We start from the raw sequence: 18,764 nt of genomic DNA, 5'->3' as shown, positions 1-18,764 counted from the left end.
TTTTTTTTTTGGTGAAAGTTTATAAATAAAAAGTTCAACATGGTATAAAAGGGTGGACACTATGAATATAATTACCTATCAAATGAAAGCGCTTACCCACACACTTTTTATTTGAATTGGAGGATTGATCATGAAAAAAATTTTATTAGTATGTGCTGCAGGAATGTCTACGAGTCTATTAGTAAACAAAATGCTGGATCATGCCAAGGATATCGGTGAGGAAATTGAGATATTTGCTCTTCCGGTATCAGAATGCGGAACGGTTGCAGATCAGGTAGATATCGTTCTCTTGGGACCACAAGTACGCTATCAAAAGAAGCAAGTGGAATCGATTGTTAGGAAGGATATTCCCGTTGAAGTCATTGATATGCGTGAATATGGGACGATGAATGGAAAAGCAGTTCTTGAAAGGGCATTAAAGCTGCTCTAAGGGTGAAAAGAGAGTTATCTCTTATCATAAATCGAGACTCTATTCCTAGACTTGTGGCTTTTGGTGAAGAAAACCTTATAACAAACCTTTATTCATTTTAAGAAAAGATGCACCAAAGCCGAATCTATATTAGGATGGAGAACAATGTACGAAAAGCAACAAGTTGAAATCCGCTTTTGGATTTTAACAAAATAGGTGAAATCCGCCTAAATTGATTTGGATGGGTGGTGGTTCAGACAAAAACTTAAAAAAGAATAAGGTTGGATGGTTGCTATTATCCTTACATTTTTCTATTTAAGCCTTCCATCGAAATTGTTTCATCCCAAGAATTAAAAAAATTGGTGTGCCTTTTAAACAAAGGGGGAGAAATAATGAGTAAGGTAAATGACATTTTAGAAAATAAGGTGATGCCTGTCGCGGCAAAAATAGCAGGGCAGCGGCATTTGCAAGCATTGCGGGACGGTATTATTCTCACAATGCCGCTCATCATCATCGGCTCGCTGTTTCTGATTTTGGGGAACCTGCCGATTACTGGTTATCCGGAGTTTATGGCTAGGACCTTTGGAGATGCATGGAGAACAAAATTATCGTATCCGGTTGGTGCCTCCTTCGATATTATGGCTCTGATAGCTGCATTTGGTATTGCGTATCGGCTCGCTGAAAAATATAAAGTCGATGCACTATCAGCGGGTGCCATTTCCGTTGCGGCATTTTTGCTAGCTACTCCTTATAGCTTTATGTTCCAGGGAGAAGGCATGAAAAAAGCAATCGAGGTTTCCGGTGGGGTTCCTACAGCTTTATTAGGAAGTAAAGGCTTATTTGTTGCTATGATTATTGCGATGGTATCGACAGAGATTTATCGATTTGTCATTAAAAAGAATATCATTATTAAAATGCCGGATGGAGTTCCACCAGCAGTAAGTAAATCTTTTGTTGCATTAATACCTGGCTTTTTCGTCTTTCTAGTTGTCTGGCTAGCCAGACTTCTTATTGAACAGACATCCTTTGAAAGCTTGCATAATATTGTCGGTGAACTTTTACAAAAGCCGCTCGGAGTTCTCGGGGGAAGCCTCATCGGAGGTATTATTGCGGTTATATTTATCCAGCTCCTTTGGTCATGCGGGTTGCATGGTGCAGCTATAGTCGGCGGTGTCATGAGTCCTATTTGGCTTACAGCCATGGATCAAAATCGTATCGCATTTGAGGCTCATCAAGAACTGCCAAATGTCATTACTTCACAGTTCTTTGATATATTTGTGTATCTTGGCGGCTCTGGTACTACTCTTGGATTTGTACTTGCGATGCTCTTTTTCTCCAAGAGTCAGCAGTCCAAGCAGCTGGGCAGGCTTGCCATCGGACCAGGTATCTTTAATATCAATGAGCCTGTTGTGTTTGGAGCGCCGATTGTATTGAATCCGCTGCTGTTAATTCCATTTATCCTTACTCCAATTGTGATGGTTATTGTCACATATGTAGCAATGAGTACAGGAATTGTTCCAAAACCAGCGGGAGTAGCCGTTCCTTGGACGATGATTCCAATCATTGGGGGATATCTGGCTACTGGCGGAAAAATTGCTGGTGCTCTCCTCCAAATCGTGAATTTGGTGATTGCATTTCTGATTTACTTCCCGTTCTTTAAAGCATGGGATAAGCAAAATTATAAAATGGAGCAAGGCTCTTGATACCTTCATGAATTGTATAAGACGTGTGGAACAAGTATGGTTTTTGGATCATACTTGTTCCTTTTCTAAAAGGGGGTTTCTATACAGATGATCCGATTAATAGTAAATGCAGATGATTTTGGCTATTCCAAGGGGGTAAATCATGGCATAGTCGACGCATTTAAATACGGTATTGTAAATTCTACCACGATGATGATGAATATGGCTGGCACCGACCATGCCATAGAGCTTGCGAAAGAGAATGCTGATCTTCCAGTTGGGATTCATTTAGTGCTTACATGTGGTAAACCGCTTCTGTCCGATGTTCCTAGTTTAGTAGATGAAAAGGGGAATTTTAAAAGGTTATCCGTTTTACAATTGGAAAAGGATATAGATCTTGATGAATTGGAGCGTGAGTGGACAGCGCAAATAGAACGTTTTTTGGCATCTGGATTGACACCAACTCATTTTGATAGTCACCATCATACACATGGAATAAAGGAATTTTATCCGGTAGTGCAAAAACTGGCTGAACGTTATGGACTTTCCGTTCGAAAATCCGTCCTCGATGAATTTGCAGGTATCCCCTCCTACACGGATGAATTTGTGCATGACTTTTATGGAGAAACAGCAACGAAGGATTTCTTTTTGCAACTACTAAATAGAAACTTGGATGGAAAATCTGTAGAGGTAATGTGTCATCCTGCTTATTTAGATGCGGAAGTAATGAGTGGATCCTCCTACAATGTTGAAAGAATCAAAGAACTGGATATTTTGACGAATACGGTTCTGCCAGAGGGAATAGTCTTGTTATGAAAGCACTACATAAATCTGATTAGAAAGGATGTTTGATCATGAAAATCGTAACCATTGGCGGTGGATCAAGCTATACACCGGAATTAATTGAGGGATTTATAAAAAGATATGAGAGCCTGCCAGTTTCAGAGCTTTGGCTGGTTGACATACCAGAAGGAGAAGAGAAGCTGAACACAGTCGGAGCTTTGGCAAAAAGAATGGTGCAAAAGGCGAATGTGCCAATGGACATCTATTTGACAACGGATCGCCGCAAGGCATTAAAGGATGCCGACTTTGTGACTACCCAATTTCGCGTTGGAGGATTAGCTGCGCGGGCAAAGGATGAAAGTATCCCATTAAAGCATGGGGTGATTGGGCAGGAGACGAATGGTCCCGGTGGTTTATTTAAAGGCTTGCGGACCATACCGGTAATATTAGATATTATTCGTGATATGGAAGAGCTTTGTCCAAATGCTTGGCTGATTAATTTCACTAATCCGGCGGGAATGGTGACCGAGGCGGTTTATCGTCATTCCAACTGGAGGAAAATTGTCGGACTTTGCAATGTTCCCATCGGTATCCGGATGGGAATAGCAAAGATATTAGGTGTCTCTGCAGACAGGATAGCGGTTGATTTTGCTGGGCTAAATCATATGGTTTATGGCCTGGATGTGTATTTAGATGGAGTTTCAATTCTAGAGGAAGTCATTGACAAGCTATCCTCTCCAGATGGCAGTCTCACAATGAAAAATATCGCAAATCTAGGTTGGGATCCCGATTTTATAAAAGCATTAAAAGTGCTTCCATGTCCATATCACCGCTATTATTACCAGACAGAAAAGATGCTGTTGGAAGAGCTTGAGGCAGCTAAAACGGCGGGAACCCGCGCAGAGGTCGTACAAAAGCTAGAGGAAGACCTTTTTGAATTATATAAGGATCCGAACCTGTCTATTAAGCCACCACAATTGGAAAAGCGTGGCGGTGCTTATTACAGTGATGCAGCCTGCAGCCTAATCGATTCCATTTATAATGACCGCAAAGATATCCAACCGGTTAATACGATGAATCTTGGAGCAATAGCCAGTATTCCAGAGGACTCTGCGGTTGAGATTAATTGTGTTATTACAAAGGATGGACCAAAACCAATTGCCATTGGCGATTTGCCGGTTCCGGTGAGGGGTCTAGTACAGCAAATTAAATCCTTTGAACGAGTAGCCTCTGAGGCCGCTGTAACGAAGGATTATCACAAGGCGCTGCTTGCGATGACCATCAATCCCCTCGTTCCATCAGACACAAAAGCAAAGGTGATTTTAGATGAGATGCTGGAGGCGCATAAGGAGCATCTACCTGGGTGGAGTATTCCTGAAGTGGCGAAATAGTAATGGCAGCCCCTATTAATAGGGGCTATTTTTGTAGGACTTCTGACTTAAATCGGGCAATTTTGAATTAGTATCGGGCCATTTTGCAGGGGATTCGTGCCAATTGAAACGGATTTCGTGCTATTAATCGCAAATTAGTACATCAAATGAAACCGAATGAATTTTTCTAAGCTATGGTACAATACTTTTAAACAGAATTTTGATAAAATTCACCATATTATGATTATCAAATGGTTATTTTTGATTTTTAGTAGGGATATCACCGAATATATTAGAAAAATAGAATAATAGAGTGGGGATGGAAAATGGCACTTATAGTATTAGATATTGGGGGAACGTCTATCAAGTATGGGCTTTGGCAGGATGAGGTCCTCAGTGGAAAGGGTTCTATTAAGACTCCAGGTAGCTGGGAAGAAATGAAGATAGCGCTTACGGCATTAAAAGACAGACTTGGAACAGGTAGAACGATTGAAGGTGTAGCGATTAGTGCGCCGGGGGCTGTAAATCAGGAAAAAGGGATTATTGAAGGAGCAAGTGCAGTACCGTATATCCACCATTTTCCGATATTTACCGAACTGAAAGAGTTATTTCAATGCCCTGTTTCTATTGAAAATGATGCGAATTGTGCTGGTTTGGCAGAAATATGGAAAGGAGCCGCCAAAGGACTACGAAATGTACTCTTTGTAGTCATCGGGTCTGGTATTGGCGGTGCCATTATAGTGGACGGGAAGATATGGCATGGTAAGCACTTATTTGGTGGAGAATTTGGGTACATGCTTTTAACCGACACGCATACATTTAGCGATTTAGGGACCGCTGTTAGTATGGCAAAAAGGGTAGCGAAGCGCAAAAATTTGCCTGAAGACGCGCTGAGCGGGAAAGACGTATTTGATTTGGCTGAACAAGGCGACCCAATTGCACAAGAGGAGGTCGATACCTTCTATCATTATTTGGCACAGGGAATTTTTAATTTACAATACAGCTTTGATCCAGAAAAAATTATTATTGGCGGAGGTGTCTCCAGTAAAGAAGATTTGCTTCCAGAGTTAATGAAGCATTTGGAAGAGATTGTTAAGCAGGTAAAAATCGCACCTTTTGTACCAGAAATAAGCATCAGTCAGTTTAAAAATGATGCCAACCTAATAGGTGCGGTATACAACTTTAAGCTTAAATGGAATCTTTAGTACTGCTCATCCTATAGTGATTTCTACAAATAGACCTTTTACTGCATCAAAATAATCGTGAAAAGAAGCCAGGATATATAGACAAGTCAACATTACTAAAGGAGTGTTGGGGATGTATTACGGAGGAATAGAAGCGGGAGGTACAAAATTTGTTTGTGCGATTGGAGAAGAGGATGGAAGAATAATAGAAAGGATCGAGCTTACAACTCTTACTCCTGATGAAACAATCCAGCAGGTCGTGGAGTTTTTTCAAAAGGAAGATATAAAAGCAATAGGGGTAGGCTCGTTTGGACCAATTGACATCAATGTAAAAAGCAATACATATGGCTATATTACAACCACCCCCAAAGTATCCTGGGCCAACTATCCTTTTTTGCATGCTTTGAAGCAGCATTTTAACATTCCAATTGCCTTCAATACAGATGTTAATGTTGCTGCGTTGGGAGAGGCAACATTGGGAGCTGCAAGAGGATTGGAGAGCTGTTTGTATATCACTGTAGGAACGGGGATAGGCGCTGGGGCAGTGGTAAATGGAAAGATTCTGCAAGGACTTTCTCATCCTGAAATGGGTCATATATTATTAAGAAGACATAAGGAGGACCAATACATAGGGAAATGCCCGTATCATAAGGATTGCTTTGAAGGATTAACCGCAGGTCCAGCAATAGAGGAACGCTGGGGGAAAAAGGGAATAGAGCTTGCGGAAGATGACAAGGTATGGGAGCTGGCAGCATATTATATTGCACAAGCATTAATGCAATATATATTAATCCTTTCGCCTGAAAGAATTATTTTAGGCGGAGGTGTGATGAAGCAATCGCAATTATTTCCTTTCATTCATGAAAAAATAGCTGCACTAATCAATAAATATGTGTACATTCCACCACTTACAGAATACATTGTCCCACCGGAGTTAGGGGATAATGCCGGAATTATCGGGGCTCTTATTTTAGCCGGAAAAATGGAGCAATAAGGAAAAGTGGAGGGGACAATCATATGATACAACCACTATTTCTAGAGGGTGTTTTTCAGGAGCGAATTTGGGGTGGAACAGCTCTCAAGGAGCAATTTGGTTATAAGATTCCCTCTGACCAAACAGGGGAATGCTGGGCGATATCGGCGCATCCGAATGGATCTTCTATTGTAAAAAATGGGTTGTTTGCGGGCAAATCTCTTATTCAGCTATGGGAGGAGAATCGCGAATTATTCGGAGGCCATCCATCAAAGGTATTTCCTTTGCTGACAAAGATTCTGGATGCGAAAAGTCATTTATCTGTGCAGGTTCATCCGAATGATGAATATGCTGAAAAATACGAAAACGGTGACCTCGGCAAAACAGAGTGCTGGTATATTATTGATTGCAAAGAAGGCTCAGAGCTTGTTTATGGGCATAATGCCAATTCAAAGGAGGAACTAGTTACGATGCTGGAAAATGGGGAGTGGAATCAATTGCTCCGCCGTATTCCGATCAAACCAGGTGATTTTTTCTATGTACCGAGCGGGACGATACACGCTTTATGTGAAGGCACACTTGTGTTGGAAACCCAGCAGAGTTCAGATACAACCTATCGTGTATATGATTATGACCGTACAGATGGGAATGGGAATAAGAGAGAGCTGCATTGGAAGAAGGCTTTGGATGTTTCAACTGTTCCACATTCTGATGGAGAGTTATATTTGAAAACAACAATGGTGCCAGGTGCAATCATTACTTGTTTTGTAAAAGAAAAGTATTTTACTGTTTATAAATGGGAAATTCAAGGGGAAGCATTATTTATCCAGAGTCAGCCTTTTCAATTAATTAGTGCAATCGATGGAGAAGGCACTGTCATTGTGGGTGGTGTAACATATCCTGTACGAAAAGGAGACCACCTTTTACTGCCGGCAGGGATTGGAGAGTTTCAGTTTGAAGGGAAATTGATTTTGATTGTGTCTCATCCTTAATAATAAATGGTGCTAAATTGACCCCACCTCCAACCTACATAACCCATTTCATAAAGCATAGTCATATATCGTATGTGTATTACTGAAAAATGCACCGAACAAGAATGAAACGTATTAATCGCTAAAAACGTCTAAATATTATGCGAAATCTAAATAATTAGTATAAAAAGGAGGGAATTTCATGGATATACAGAGGATGTTCAAATTTAGAAACTTGTTTGTTGTTACATTGCTTGCATCATTCTTTCTACCTTGGTCAGGCAGATTACAGGGGATTTCAGATATACCACTTACAGGATTTGACTATACACTTGCGATGACTTTTTTGTTATCTCCAATAGTAGGTCTTGTACTTATTGTTATTCCAATACTTTGTATTATCGTTTTAATTCAAGAACTTAGAACAAAAAATTCTTCGAGAATTCGTTTAGCAACAGCAATTTTGACCATTATTTTATTTCTTATTGCCATCACTTACCATACTGTTTCTGGTATGCATATTGGAAAAACATTAACCCATTCAATGATTGATCAGTTGTCTCAAATACGTTATGGAGTATATTTAGCACTGTTATCATCAATATTTATTATCCTTGGAAGTAGGGTGAAAAAAGGTTAAATAACCTTTTAAAAAAAGTAAAAGAGACAATTAACTACTTCAATTACTAAAAACAGGCGATTAAACGATCGGCTGTTTTCTGCTTTTTGCCAGCAGTCACTGCAATATTCATCTAGCCTCTATTTAGGAAGTGCTGTAGTAAAGCTTTTTCTTTTGTATCAATCGATATTCTATTATTTTGAAGGGCTACTTTATCATAATTTGGTTTGAAATTTGTAAATGAAGAATGAGGGCAGTTGTAATACATAGCAAACCATATATGAAAAAAAGAAGAAACAGTAAATGACCACCGACTGTTGGAGAATGAAAAGTAAAATAACTAAATAAAAATAACCCTCCACCTAAAATGGATAGAAAATATGTAAACAATTTTTTCTGTTGTTTTAAGCTATAGTACCCAATTAGAGTAAGCAAAAATAAACTGCTTAGCACCATCATAATAGGGAAAGTGGGGTGGAATTTAGCAGCGTAAATAAAGTAATCCAGCTGTGAAATGTCACATGGGTTATTTACTTGCCCATACAATAATTGTGTAAAAGGGGTGGAATATTTCCATTCCCATGGAATGTCAATAAGTTCACTGCCTTCATACCATGCGACAGCCGTGGAAAAGAAAAGAAAAATAGAGGGGACGCCAAATTGTATAATCCTCCGAAACATATTAAAATGACCTCCAATATTACATTTTATGAGTTTACCTATACACTAAAATACTAAAAGCTATATGGGGGTAAACCTTCTATTTCATTTTCCCTACTATTTGACCTTTTGCTAATTTGCTTTCCCAACCCATATATATTTTTATTGTCTCTATGGGTGCCAGGCGCCATTTAATGTATTCAAAGATAATTAGCGTAATGAATAGCTGTTCTTAAATAAGAGCACTCTTTTGTTCTGTGCAATTATTTAAATCTATATTTTTAAAAGAACAAAGGCTGCCTCAGCAACCTTAATTAAAATACTGCTACGAAATTTGGTGAGGCAGTTCAGTGTTCACAGCTTCCTTATGTAAAAAATCTATAACCAAATCGTTTGCTTTTTCAGCATCTTCGATAAATAAGCAGTGACTTGTATTAGGTAACATCACCGTTTCAATGTGAGGGATGCTTGCTTTAGCCTGGACTATTGCCCGATTAGGATTGTATATAACTTCCTTGTCACCCATTAATAAAAGAGTAGGAACCTCTATAGTCTTTAGTTTTTCAGCTGGAATCACCTTAGGAATAATCGGCGATACTTTCCACTTATAATGTAGCACCCCATAGATGAATTGATCAAAGATATCGTCTTCTATGATATTTCCTTTTGCAATAAACCAATGGCAAAAAACCCTTCGTATGAAACCTTTCCGACGGATTGCATTGATTAAAGCTAAGCGCAAGAAAAATTGTTTGTGAAAGGGAACAAATGAAGCTGCGGGTGCTAATAGAACGAGCTTTTTCACTCTGCTTTGTATGCAAGTAGCAATATTCAAGGTCATATATCCACCCGCAGAATGGCCGAGGAAATCTGTTTTTTCTATTTCCATATGATCTAATATCTCACTCATCCATTTTCCCATATCTTCTCGATTACTTATTGAACGGATGGGCTCGCTTTTATTTATGTCCCCAATCGCTTCTACAGCATAGACGCGTCGAATTTTGCTCAACGCTTCCACGTTTTTATACCAAATAGTAGAGCCCATTCCTGCACCATGCAACATAATGAGAGGCGGAAGCCCCTTATCACCTGCTGTAATGACATGGGTATCACCGTAGCTTGTCGAAATATAAAATGATTCGTAGGGTATGGGCCAACGATTCAAATTATTGTCATACGCTTGAAGAAAAAGTTTCTCGCCCTCTGCTGTTTTGAATGCCATGGTATCATCACCTTTTAAATTATCTCTATTATTCTAAATACTTCTCAATATCTTCGTATAAACTGTTTGCGAAACATAAAAGATTACATTTACACGGATGTGGTGCCTAGCATCAAGATTAAACAACGACTGCCGGCAGTGTTTTTCCCGTTTCAAGCAGGCTTTTTAGATTGGATAGAATCGCTGGCCAGCCATTATTAAGTCCTGCGAAGGTACTTTCTTCCTCTATTATATCTCCATCAGAAATATGTTCATGTTTTAAGGTTAGCTTAACCGTACCTTCTAATGGCTGAAGCTCAAAAGTAACAATGGAAGGCTCTTTTCGCATCGGTTTTTCATCCGCATGGAACCATGTAAATGCCAGCTTATCATAGGGTTTACTGATGAGAACCTTGCCAAACACATCTAATTCATCATTTTCTCGCAAATAGGTAACATCCGATCCTTCCTTCCAATTCGATACCACTTTTCTTCCAAAAAAATACTTTTCAGTTGTTTCTCCGGTTGTTAATGCATCCCAAACTTGTTCGGGTGTGGATGCGATGTAAGTTACATAGATAAATGAGGGTTTAGCCATTTTTTCCTCCTAAAGCTTTTTAATTTGATTATATGATAATTAAAGAGTTAATTTCAAAGAAGATTTATAATCTTCCGCAAGTTATTAATACCATATCTAATATTTCCCATGTTAAGATAGTCATAAGTAAGGGGGAAAGCTCGTGATTCGCTGGTCAAAACTTTTATATGTAATCGGTTTCATTCTCTTTATAGGGTTGTTTTCTGCAGCTGTGCTATATGCTTCTAAGATGAACGAGGTTAGTAAGAAAACAAATGCTGGAACAATTCCATCCTACAAATATCATTTTGTTCTTGTTCCGGAGGAAATGGATAATGATTATTGGAGATTGGTAGAGAAAGGTGCAAAGGCAGCTGCTAAAAAGCACCACGTATTACTAGAGTATAAAGGCCCGAAGCAATCTAATATTGATGAGCATTTAAAAGAACTGAAAATAGCGGGCGCCTCGAGGGTCGATGGCATTTTAACACAAGGGTACAATGATCAGCAATTTTCCCCGGTTATTAATAATCTAGAGAATAAGGGGATACCTGTGATAACCGTTGATACAGATGCACCATCCAGCAATCGCAGGGCTTACATTGGCTCGGATAATTATTATTCCGGTTTTATAGCAGGAAAGGCATTGGTTGCTGATACGAAGGGGAAAATTAATGTCGCCATCATAACAGGCAGTTTTCAAGCTAGCCATCAGCAACTTCGTGTGAAAGGATTTAAAGATGCCATCCGAAAGGAAAAGCGAGTGAAGATTATAGCTATCGAAGAATCTAAAATTACGAGAATAAGAGCAGCGGAAAAGGCGAATAAAATTATTACGGAGCATCCGGAAACAAATGCATTCTTTGGCACAAGCGCCTTGGACGGAATCGGAATTGCCCAAACAGTCGAGCATTTAAATAGGCAGGACTCCATGTACATTATCGCCTTCGATACAATCGAAGATACCATTAATGATATAGAAAAGGGTGTCATTGATGCGACTGTTATGCAGAAGCCCTATGAAATGGGATATAAAGCAGTGGAAATGATGGTTGAAATCGAGGAAGGAAAACGTACGATAAAAATAAACTATACAGAAACTCGAGTCATTCATAAAAGCGATTTGCCGACTGCCATTATGGAACAGCAAAAGAGGACATTGGAATGATTCGAATTCGGACAAAGTTAATTTTATACTTCATTATTCTCGTTTTACTCGTCAACGGTGTTGCTTTTTACTTATATAGCAGCAGTGAAACAATAATGCGTGAATATGACAAAAGCTTTCAACGCTTTTTATTATTAAATGAAATTTCTCAGCAGACCAATATTCTTGTAGAAAAAATGAATGCGTATATTGTGGAAAAGGATCCCGTTTATTTGAGGGATTTCAATGAAACAAATACACAGCTAAGAATAAATAAGAAAAGGCTTAGCAGTGAAATTGAGAATAAATCGAATTATGTAGTGTTAACCAACTATGAAAATATGCTGGAAAGCTTTTTGGATGATAGTTATATTGCAATTCGGGCATTCCAGGATAGTGATATTAACCAGTACTCCGCCTACTTTAATGAAGCAACGGATATCTCTGGGTACATTCAGGAAACCACCATGTCATTGATCAACCAAGAATTAACTTCCTATCAGCATTTTTACAGCCAAATGGCAAAACGAAATTATTATTATCGAATCACAGCAGTCTTATTCTTAAGTGCCGTGTTTATATTATGTACAATCTTAGCTATCCGCATATCTGGTGGAATTACGAATCCAATTAAGCGTCTTTCCCTTGCCGCTAAAGAAATATCCGCAGGACATTTGACCGGAGAGGATATTCAGGTAACCAGTAAGGATGAATTGAAGCTATTAACAGAAACCTTTAACCAAATGCGGAAAAATATCATTGACTTGGTAAATGAAATAAAGGATAAATCAGAATTGGATAAGCTTTTAAAAGAGCTGGAGCTGAAGAACCTGCAAAATCAAATAAATCCCCATTTTTTATTCAATACATTAAATAACATTGCCAAAATGGCCTATTTAGAAGAGGCGCCGGAAACGACTAGATTAATAGAATCGGTTTCTACACTATTAAGATATAATCTAGAAAATATTGATAAACCATCCACTTTAAAAGATGAAATAAATGTGGTGAAGGAATACTTTTACATACAGCAAACACGATTTGGGGATCGGATTACTTTTTTTACACATATTGATGAAAGCTGTATGAACGTACCTATACCAAGGCTTACTCTCCAACCGATTGTGGAAAATGCCTTTATTCATGGGGTGGAGTCGAAGGAGGAGGGAGGGACGATTACTCTTTCCATCTTTAAAAAGGGAGAGCAGATTTTCATTGAGGTGACAGATGACGGTTTAGGTATGGAGGAAGAGACAAAAGCAAGATTACTAAATTACGTAAACGATAGTGAAATTCAATCAAACGAGCTTCACAAACGGTCCGGGCATTCCACAGGGATTGGAGTGATAAACGTTATTAAGCGTCTGCAGCTTTTTTATCAACAAAAGGATATTGTGGAAATTGAATCAGAAAAAGGTAGAGGCACTACTTTTCGTTTTAAAATCAAGGGGGTATAATCATGCGCTTAGTCATTGTGGATGATGAAATGCTGGAAAGAAAGGCTTTAACCAAAATGATTCAAAAGGAAATGCCCGAAGTAAAAGTAGTGGGGGAAGCGGCTAACGGACGTATGGCGATAGACCTGGCTGACCAGCTTACTCCGGATATCATGATGATGGATATCAAAATGCCTGGCATTGATGGTGTAGAAGCTGTTAGGGAAATTCGCAAAAAGCATAAGCATATCAAATTTATTATGGTCTCCGCATTTAATACCTTTGAATATGCAAAAGAGGTCATGCAGCAAGGAGTAAAGGAATATCTTTTAAAGCCAAGCAAGCAAATTGAGGTGCTTGCTGCTTTATCGAGAGTAAGGCAGGAAATTGAAGAAGAAAGAAGTCTTCAAGCGGAGCAGCAAACATTGAAGGAAAGTCTGAGTCGTGCCCTTTCGGTAATGGAGACGGAATGGCTTTCTTCCATTCTAAATGATCATATTAGCTTTGAGGCATGGAGCGAGCTGCTTAGAATTGAGGTTAGGTCGGGAATTATCGTTATATTTTCCATTACAGAGAAGGACATTCCCGTAACTAGACAAAAGAAGCAGTTTGTATATGAGAGGCTTAAGGAACTGTTAAAAACAAAAAGCGAATGTGTAATGGGGCCAATCGCAGAAAATAAAATCCCAGTTTTGATTTTATTTAATACTATTCAAGAAAAAAGTCGTATGAAATCACAGGCGATAAAGCTTATTAGAAATGTTCTTGCAGTACTTAATGATTCAAAAATATCATTGTTTGCAGGAATGGGATTGCCGTTTCAAACTATCGAAGAGCTGCCTACCTCCTATCATGAGGCATTATTAGCACTAGAACAGCGAAAACTTCAATCTGCCACTTCATATGCTTTTCCGTCAGATGCACGGAGTGAGGGAAACTTACCACTGGAAAAAGAGAAGGAGCTGATTGATTGCATCAAAATGGGGGATCGTCACCAAGTACTTCAAGCATATGAGTGTTATATTAGCGAATTAGAGTCACAACCGGGACAAAAAGCAGAAAGGATGCTCGAGGAGCTGGTGATTATTGTTTCCAGGGCAATGTATGATTTGGGAATTCAATTTACTCCTATGTCGATTCCACAGCATTATGCTTATGATAAAATAATGGAAATGACGAGGCAATATGTATTCGAATGTACAGAGCTTGTTCAGGCTTGGAGAAGCAGTCATATGAAGGGATACCTTTTAAAAGCCAGAGAGTATATTATGGAACACTTTAATAAAAACATTACTTTAGAGGAAGTTGCTGAGTATGTGGAGCTCAGCCCATATCATTTCAGTAAATTATTTAAAGAAAAGTATGGGGTGAACTTCATTGATTACGTAACGGACCTTCGTATTGAGCAGGCAAAAAAAGAAATGCTGAACACGAACAAAAGCTTAAAGGAAATCTGCTTCAACGTGGGCTACAAGGACCCGAATTATTTCAGCCGTGTCTTTAAAAAGAAAACAGGTGTAGCTCCAACTTCCTACAGGAGTACTAAAACCCCGTCTTCTTAAAGGAAGAGATGGGGTTTTGTTTTTAAGACTCTGGTCTTAGAAATATTTAGAGCTATAGTGCATGGTAAGAAGACAGTTTCTCATTTAACATAATAGTCAAGAGAATGATAAAGGAGAAAAGAGCTATTATGAAAAAACTACTGATGTTTTTAGCTGTACTTGTTTGTTTTTATATCATCGGATCTAGCCTGCAAAAGGTTTCTTGGTTGCCATTCGGTAATAATGGGACACAGGCTGCGTCCATGGAAAATATTGATATGATTGCTATAAATGCATCTGCAGCAGATGTTACGGTTATTCCAGAAAATCGTAAAGATGTAAAGGCAAATTATAGCGGAAGAGGAAAGGTGAAGGTAACAAAAAACGGTGATATTGTCAAAGTATCCTTAGAGCGTAGTTGGCTTGGGGGTTTCAACTTTTGGGATAAGAAAAAGCTAAAGATTTATATACCTAAGAATTTTAATGAAAAAATGGCTGTTAACGTAGGCTCTGGAAGATTCCATTTTTCGGGATCATCGAAGAGGCATCCGATGAATTTAAAGGATCTATCCATTGATATGACATCTGGACTTGTGGAATTGAAAAATTTAAGCGTACAATCCTTTAAGCATAAGGGGTCATCTGGAAATGCCCAATTCCATTATTTAAAGGCAGACAAGGCAAATATTAAGATGAGCTCTGGAATTGTAGATCTAAATCACTATCAAGGACAATTAAATGCAAGGCTATCATCTGGAAAACTTAAAGCCCAATTCGACCAGTTAGATGATCCAATTGACATTAAAATGAGCTCAGGTATTTTAAAGCTAGATTTACCGGAGGATGCTGATTTTAGTCTGGATGGAAATGTAGGAAGTGGGATAATTTCTTGTAAGATTCCTCTGAAGGATGAATCTAGAAGCGGAAAAAACATAAGAGGTTCATATGGAAGTGGCAAGAACAAAATTTATGTGAAAGTTTCCAGCGGGATGGCCACGATTTATTAGACCGGGATTTTTTATGCCCGGTTTTTTTAGTGTTCTATTTTCATTTGAATAAAACCTTTTAACATTAATTCCACTCGAAAAGGTTTAACAAGGAGCAAAGTCTTGCGGACATTCGCCATTTTTTTGCGTGGTGCATGCTTGGTAGCTTCTATATAATAATCATTAAATGTATGGAAAATAAACAAGAATTAGAAGGGAGTGTGTGGTCAAGTGGAGGATGTTCAAAAAGAGTATGAGATATACAAAATAGTGGCAGATAACACATTAGATATCATCGTATTGGTAGATAATGAGGCAATCGTACAATATGTATCTCCTTCTATTGAATCAACTCTAGGGTATAGTGTCGAACAATACCAAGGTATGGATGCATTTGATGGGATTCACCCCGAGGATCAGGAACGTGTTCGACTTTTATACCAACAAGTTATTCAAACAAAAACATCAGTAGACCTTGAATACCGTATACTTCACGCACATGGTTTCCAACTATTTGTCGAAACACGTGTAAATCCAGTTTTGGACGACTGCGGTGAGGTTAAATACGTGGTTGCAGTAGTACGGGACATTACAGAACGAAAAAAGTCGGAACAATTACTGGAAAATATACTTCAAGGGGTAAATGCAGCGGTTATGTCCGGTGATAAAGATTTTACTCAATACTCATTTTGCTCGGAAAGTATTGAAAAAATAACGGGAATCCCCAGAAGTGAAATAATTAATAATCCGATTCGGATACATGATCATATCCATCCAGATGACAATGATATGCTAATGGGAGAGGCAAAGAACACCCTGGATCTGGGTATTCCTGTAAACAAAATCATTCGGTTTATCCATCGTGAAAATGAAATAAGATGGGCCAGAATGATGATTCATCCGTTTCTGGATAGCAACGGAGAGATTGAAAGATTGGACGGAATTCTGCTCGATATTACCGAAAAGAAGCGCTCCGAGTTGGCCATAGAGGAAAACGAACAAAGATATAAATCATTATTTGAAAACAATTTAGACGGTGTTTTTTCTATCGATTTAAAAGGGAATTTTGTAAATGCAAATCATTCCTTCGAAAAGATTACAGGCATCAAAATAAATAATTTGCCAGACCGTTGTTTTATTGGTCTGATATTTGATGAGGATCATATTCCTGTCTATGAAATTCTATCAGAGGTCATGAAAACGAAAGAACCTAGGGATGTAGAATGTCGTATATCCCGATTTGGACAAGGGTTGCGAATGGTTAATATAACTTTCGTGCCAATCTTTCTTTTTGGAGAGCTAAATGGAGTACATGGTATTGTCAAGGATATTACGAATCGAAAAAAGGAAGAGCAGGAATTAATTTATAGCCAAAAGAGATATAAATTCCTTCAGCAAACCATTAATCGCTTTTCAAATGATCTATCAAATGTGATGAAAGTTACGGAATTAGAAAATCGGCTTGTGGAAGTCGTAAAAAATGTTTTACCAGTGGACGATGTGTCTATAGAGGAAGTGCCAAGATATGAAAAACCTATTTTCAGAAATTTGAATGAAATGTGGTTGAAAATAGGTGAGAAAGAAAATCAGGTCTATATAAGAATTGAATTAAACCAAACGTTGCATAAAATGGAGAAGGAATGGCTAGAAACGTCAATCCATTATGTCACCATTCTTTATGATAACCTGCAGTTAATGGAGGACTTAATGAATCGTATGGAAGAGATGGTAGCGGGTAACGAGACGCCAAAATGGATGCTCCGTCTATTATTTAGACTATCCGAGAAGGAAAGGGCATCATTATCAAGTGATTTACATGATTCTGTCTTGCAGGATTTAATTATTTGGTACCGAAAGCTTGAATCCTTGCGTTCATCTTCTCTGTTCAGTGGAGATATTAAGGGAGAGCTATTTCAAATTGAAGAAGGATTACTGGATGCCATCCATCAAATTCGCATTACCTGCAATGAACTGAGACCACCATTTCTTCTTAAAATGGGGTTGGTGGAATCCCTAAAGGGTCTGTTTTCCTACGCTAGAATGTTCTCCAATTATGAGATTGAGTTTTTAGCTAGTGAAGAAAAAATGGAGCTAAATGAAGACCAGATACTAGGGCTTTACAGAATCGTCCAAGAGCTTTTGAATAATGCATCTAAGCATTCTAGGGCATCGAAGGTAACGATGAAACTTGGATATTATAAAGATAAGATTCATTTTTGTTATAGAGATAACGGAGTAGGGGCAGATTTGTCACTGATGGAAGGCTCATTTAGCCATATGGGCTTAGCTGGTATTGAAAATCGGGTTCTGAGTTTAGAGGGGGATATGTATATGAATTCTGCTCCGCATAAAGGTTTTCATGTAGATGTTTATATTCCAGCCACTATAAAGCAAAAAGGGGATTACAATGGAAATATTACTAGTGGATGATCATCGCTCAGTAGTTGAAGGAACAAAGATGTTAATAGAATCAGAGTCTGATATGAATGTAACAATTGAGACTGATGTATATTGTGTTTCAGATTTAGTTCGTCTTCATCATTTTGATGTGATTTTATTTGATCTCTATATGCCTAATATTAATGGGGCAGATTTGGCGAAGCAAGTTATCGGGCTTGTTCCGGATGCTATTATTCTGATTTATTCCGGATTTGATATTGCACCGCACTTTAATTTACTTATGGAATCGGGTGTCTCTGGTTTTATTGCCAAGACTTCAACGAGAGAGCAGTTAATTCAAGCTATCCGATGTGCTGCCAGAAAAGAGGCCATTATCCCAATGCAGCTATTAAAGCAACTAAGGCGCCAAGAGATTGTTGTGAAAAGGGAAGAGGGGAATGAATCGGCAATAATCAGTAAAAAGGAAGAAAATCTCCTTAGAGAATTGGCAAAAGGACATAGCAATAAAGAGATATCCAAAACATTATTAATTAGTCAGCGTTCTTTGGAATATAGCTTAACGGAGCTTTTCCAAAAGCTGTGTGTTAATTCAAGGGTAGAGGCGATCAAAAAAGCAAAAAGTCTGGGGATTCTTCCAGCAGAGGATCTATATTAAGGGAAAGTAGAATTAAATAATAGTGTAAAGAGCTTGAGATGGTTGATTTCAAGCTCTTTTTTCATGCCTTCATAAATAAACAAGTGTGACTTTTTTGGTGTCTCCAATAGGAGGTTCTTGCGGAGTAACGATGAAATCGTGCGGTGGTACTACGAAAGTATGCGGTT

General features: G+C 38.5%; 17 protein-coding genes. 14 read left to right on the top strand and 3 right to left on the bottom strand.

The genetic code is table 11. The annotated features are described in order from the left end of the window. The first annotated feature begins 130 nt into the window (after window positions 1-130). From KHA87_RS21505 to KHA87_RS21470, 8 genes are all read left to right on the top strand, one after another. Window positions 131-430, top strand: coding sequence for a PTS sugar transporter subunit IIB (locus KHA87_RS21505; RefSeq protein ID WP_213094851.1), 300 nt, complete (start codon window positions 131-133; stop codon window positions 428-430). A gap of 371 nt (window positions 431-801) precedes the next feature. Further along, window positions 802-2,112 carry a PTS cellobiose transporter subunit IIC gene (gene celB / locus KHA87_RS21500; protein ID WP_213094850.1) on the top strand — a complete coding sequence of 437 codons (1,311 nt, stop codon included), beginning with the start codon at window positions 802-804 and terminating at the stop codon, window positions 2,110-2,112. An 87-nt stretch (window positions 2,113-2,199) separates the two neighbouring features. Beyond that, window positions 2,200-2,907: a chitin disaccharide deacetylase gene (gene chbG, locus KHA87_RS21495; protein ID WP_213094849.1), complete on the top strand. Its 708-nt coding sequence runs from the start codon at window positions 2,200-2,202 to the stop codon at window positions 2,905-2,907. A gap of 38 nt (window positions 2,908-2,945) precedes the next feature. Beyond that, complete coding sequence (locus KHA87_RS21490) at window positions 2,946-4,265, top strand: 6-phospho-beta-glucosidase (protein WP_213094848.1); 1,320 nt, start codon at window positions 2,946-2,948, stop codon at window positions 4,263-4,265. A gap of 305 nt (window positions 4,266-4,570) precedes the next feature. Then, entirely contained in the window at window positions 4,571-5,449 is an 879-nt protein-coding gene (locus KHA87_RS21485) for an ROK family protein (protein ID WP_213094847.1), read from the top strand. A gap of 112 nt (window positions 5,450-5,561) precedes the next feature. Further along, complete coding sequence (locus tag KHA87_RS21480) at window positions 5,562-6,422, top strand: ROK family protein (protein WP_213094846.1); 861 nt, start codon at window positions 5,562-5,564, stop codon at window positions 6,420-6,422. Between the two features lie 23 nt (window positions 6,423-6,445). Further along, window positions 6,446-7,393, top strand: a complete 948-nt coding sequence (gene manA / locus KHA87_RS21475; RefSeq protein WP_213094845.1) for a mannose-6-phosphate isomerase, class I — start codon at window positions 6,446-6,448, stop codon at window positions 7,391-7,393. Window positions 7,394-7,574: 181 nt separating this feature from the next. Then, window positions 7,575-8,012, top strand: a complete 438-nt coding sequence (locus KHA87_RS21470; protein ID WP_213094844.1) for a hypothetical protein — start codon at window positions 7,575-7,577, stop codon at window positions 8,010-8,012. A 186-nt stretch (window positions 8,013-8,198) separates the two neighbouring features. Here the strand turns inward: KHA87_RS21470 and KHA87_RS21465 are convergent, their stop codons facing one another. The 3 genes from KHA87_RS21465 to KHA87_RS21455 form a co-directional block, all read right to left on the bottom strand. Beyond that, window positions 8,199-8,672 carry a YjdJ family protein gene (locus KHA87_RS21465; protein ID WP_213094843.1) on the bottom strand — a complete coding sequence of 158 codons (474 nt, stop codon included), beginning with the start codon at window positions 8,670-8,672 and terminating at the stop codon, window positions 8,199-8,201. A gap of 304 nt (window positions 8,673-8,976) precedes the next feature. Then, window positions 8,977-9,876, bottom strand: coding sequence for an alpha/beta fold hydrolase (locus KHA87_RS21460; RefSeq protein WP_213094842.1), 900 nt, complete (start codon window positions 9,874-9,876; stop codon window positions 8,977-8,979). 118 nt (window positions 9,877-9,994) lie between these two features. Next, window positions 9,995-10,453 (bottom strand): SRPBCC family protein, encoded by a 459-nt coding sequence (locus tag KHA87_RS21455; RefSeq protein WP_213094841.1) that lies wholly within the window; start codon window positions 10,451-10,453, stop codon window positions 9,995-9,997. Between the two features lie 142 nt (window positions 10,454-10,595). On the opposite strand from KHA87_RS21455, the gene KHA87_RS21450 reads away from it, so the two are divergent. The 6 genes from KHA87_RS21450 to KHA87_RS21425 all read left to right on the top strand — a co-directional run bounded on the left by KHA87_RS21450 (window position 10,596) and on the right by KHA87_RS21425 (window position 18,597). Further along, on the top strand, window positions 10,596-11,600 hold the full coding sequence (locus tag KHA87_RS21450; protein ID WP_349305587.1) for a sugar-binding protein: 1,005 nt from the start codon (window positions 10,596-10,598) through the stop codon (window positions 11,598-11,600). After that, entirely contained in the window at window positions 11,597-13,036 is a 1,440-nt protein-coding gene (locus KHA87_RS21445; RefSeq protein WP_213094840.1) for a sensor histidine kinase, read from the top strand. The genes KHA87_RS21450 and KHA87_RS21445 overlap by 4 nt, the downstream gene beginning before the upstream one ends. Before the next feature lie 2 nt (window positions 13,037-13,038). Continuing rightward, window positions 13,039-14,577: a response regulator transcription factor gene (locus KHA87_RS21440; protein ID WP_213094839.1), complete on the top strand. Its 1,539-nt coding sequence runs from the start codon at window positions 13,039-13,041 to the stop codon at window positions 14,575-14,577. 128 nt (window positions 14,578-14,705) lie between these two features. Continuing rightward, window positions 14,706-15,563 carry a LiaG family protein gene (gene liaG, locus KHA87_RS21435; RefSeq protein ID WP_213094838.1) on the top strand — a complete coding sequence of 286 codons (858 nt, stop codon included), beginning with the start codon at window positions 14,706-14,708 and terminating at the stop codon, window positions 15,561-15,563. 210 nt (window positions 15,564-15,773) lie between these two features. Beyond that, window positions 15,774-17,972: a sensor histidine kinase gene (locus KHA87_RS22545; protein WP_213094837.1), complete on the top strand. Its 2,199-nt coding sequence runs from the start codon at window positions 15,774-15,776 to the stop codon at window positions 17,970-17,972. After that, window positions 17,950-18,597 (top strand): response regulator transcription factor, encoded by a 648-nt coding sequence (locus tag KHA87_RS21425; RefSeq protein ID WP_213094836.1) that lies wholly within the window; start codon window positions 17,950-17,952, stop codon window positions 18,595-18,597. Before KHA87_RS22545 ends, KHA87_RS21425 begins: the two co-directional genes overlap by 23 nt. Window positions 18,598-18,764 lie beyond the last annotated feature (167 nt).

Source organism: Bacillus sp. FJAT-49736, assembly GCF_018343615.1.
GTDB lineage: Bacteria > Bacillota > Bacilli > Bacillales > Bacillaceae_C > Margalitia.
Note: the sequence above shows the minus strand (reverse complement) of the source record. Positions and strands in the feature narration are given on the sequence as shown.

Coding starts and splice junctions, on each gene's coding strand:
- KHA87_RS21505 (WP_213094851.1), top strand. CDS start 131: ATGAAAAAAATTTTATTAGTATGTGCTGCAGGAATGTCTACGAGTCTA.
- celB (WP_213094850.1), top strand. CDS start 802: ATGAGTAAGGTAAATGACATTTTAGAAAATAAGGTGATGCCTGTCGCG.
- chbG (WP_213094849.1), top strand. CDS start 2,200: ATGATCCGATTAATAGTAAATGCAGATGATTTTGGCTATTCCAAGGGG.
- KHA87_RS21490 (WP_213094848.1), top strand. CDS start 2,946: ATGAAAATCGTAACCATTGGCGGTGGATCAAGCTATACACCGGAATTA.
- KHA87_RS21485 (WP_213094847.1), top strand. CDS start 4,571: ATGGCACTTATAGTATTAGATATTGGGGGAACGTCTATCAAGTATGGG.
- KHA87_RS21480 (WP_213094846.1), top strand. CDS start 5,562: ATGTATTACGGAGGAATAGAAGCGGGAGGTACAAAATTTGTTTGTGCG.
- manA (WP_213094845.1), top strand. CDS start 6,446: ATGATACAACCACTATTTCTAGAGGGTGTTTTTCAGGAGCGAATTTGG.
- KHA87_RS21470 (WP_213094844.1), top strand. CDS start 7,575: ATGGATATACAGAGGATGTTCAAATTTAGAAACTTGTTTGTTGTTACA.
- KHA87_RS21465 (WP_213094843.1), bottom strand. CDS start 8,672: ATGTTTCGGAGGATTATACAATTTGGCGTCCCCTCTATTTTTCTTTTC.
- KHA87_RS21460 (WP_213094842.1), bottom strand. CDS start 9,876: ATGGCATTCAAAACAGCAGAGGGCGAGAAACTTTTTCTTCAAGCGTAT.
- KHA87_RS21455 (WP_213094841.1), bottom strand. CDS start 10,453: ATGGCTAAACCCTCATTTATCTATGTAACTTACATCGCATCCACACCC.
- KHA87_RS21445 (WP_213094840.1), top strand. CDS start 11,597: ATGATTCGAATTCGGACAAAGTTAATTTTATACTTCATTATTCTCGTT.
- KHA87_RS21440 (WP_213094839.1), top strand. CDS start 13,039: ATGCGCTTAGTCATTGTGGATGATGAAATGCTGGAAAGAAAGGCTTTA.
- liaG (WP_213094838.1), top strand. CDS start 14,706: ATGAAAAAACTACTGATGTTTTTAGCTGTACTTGTTTGTTTTTATATC.
- KHA87_RS21425 (WP_213094836.1), top strand. CDS start 17,950: ATGGAAATATTACTAGTGGATGATCATCGCTCAGTAGTTGAAGGAACA.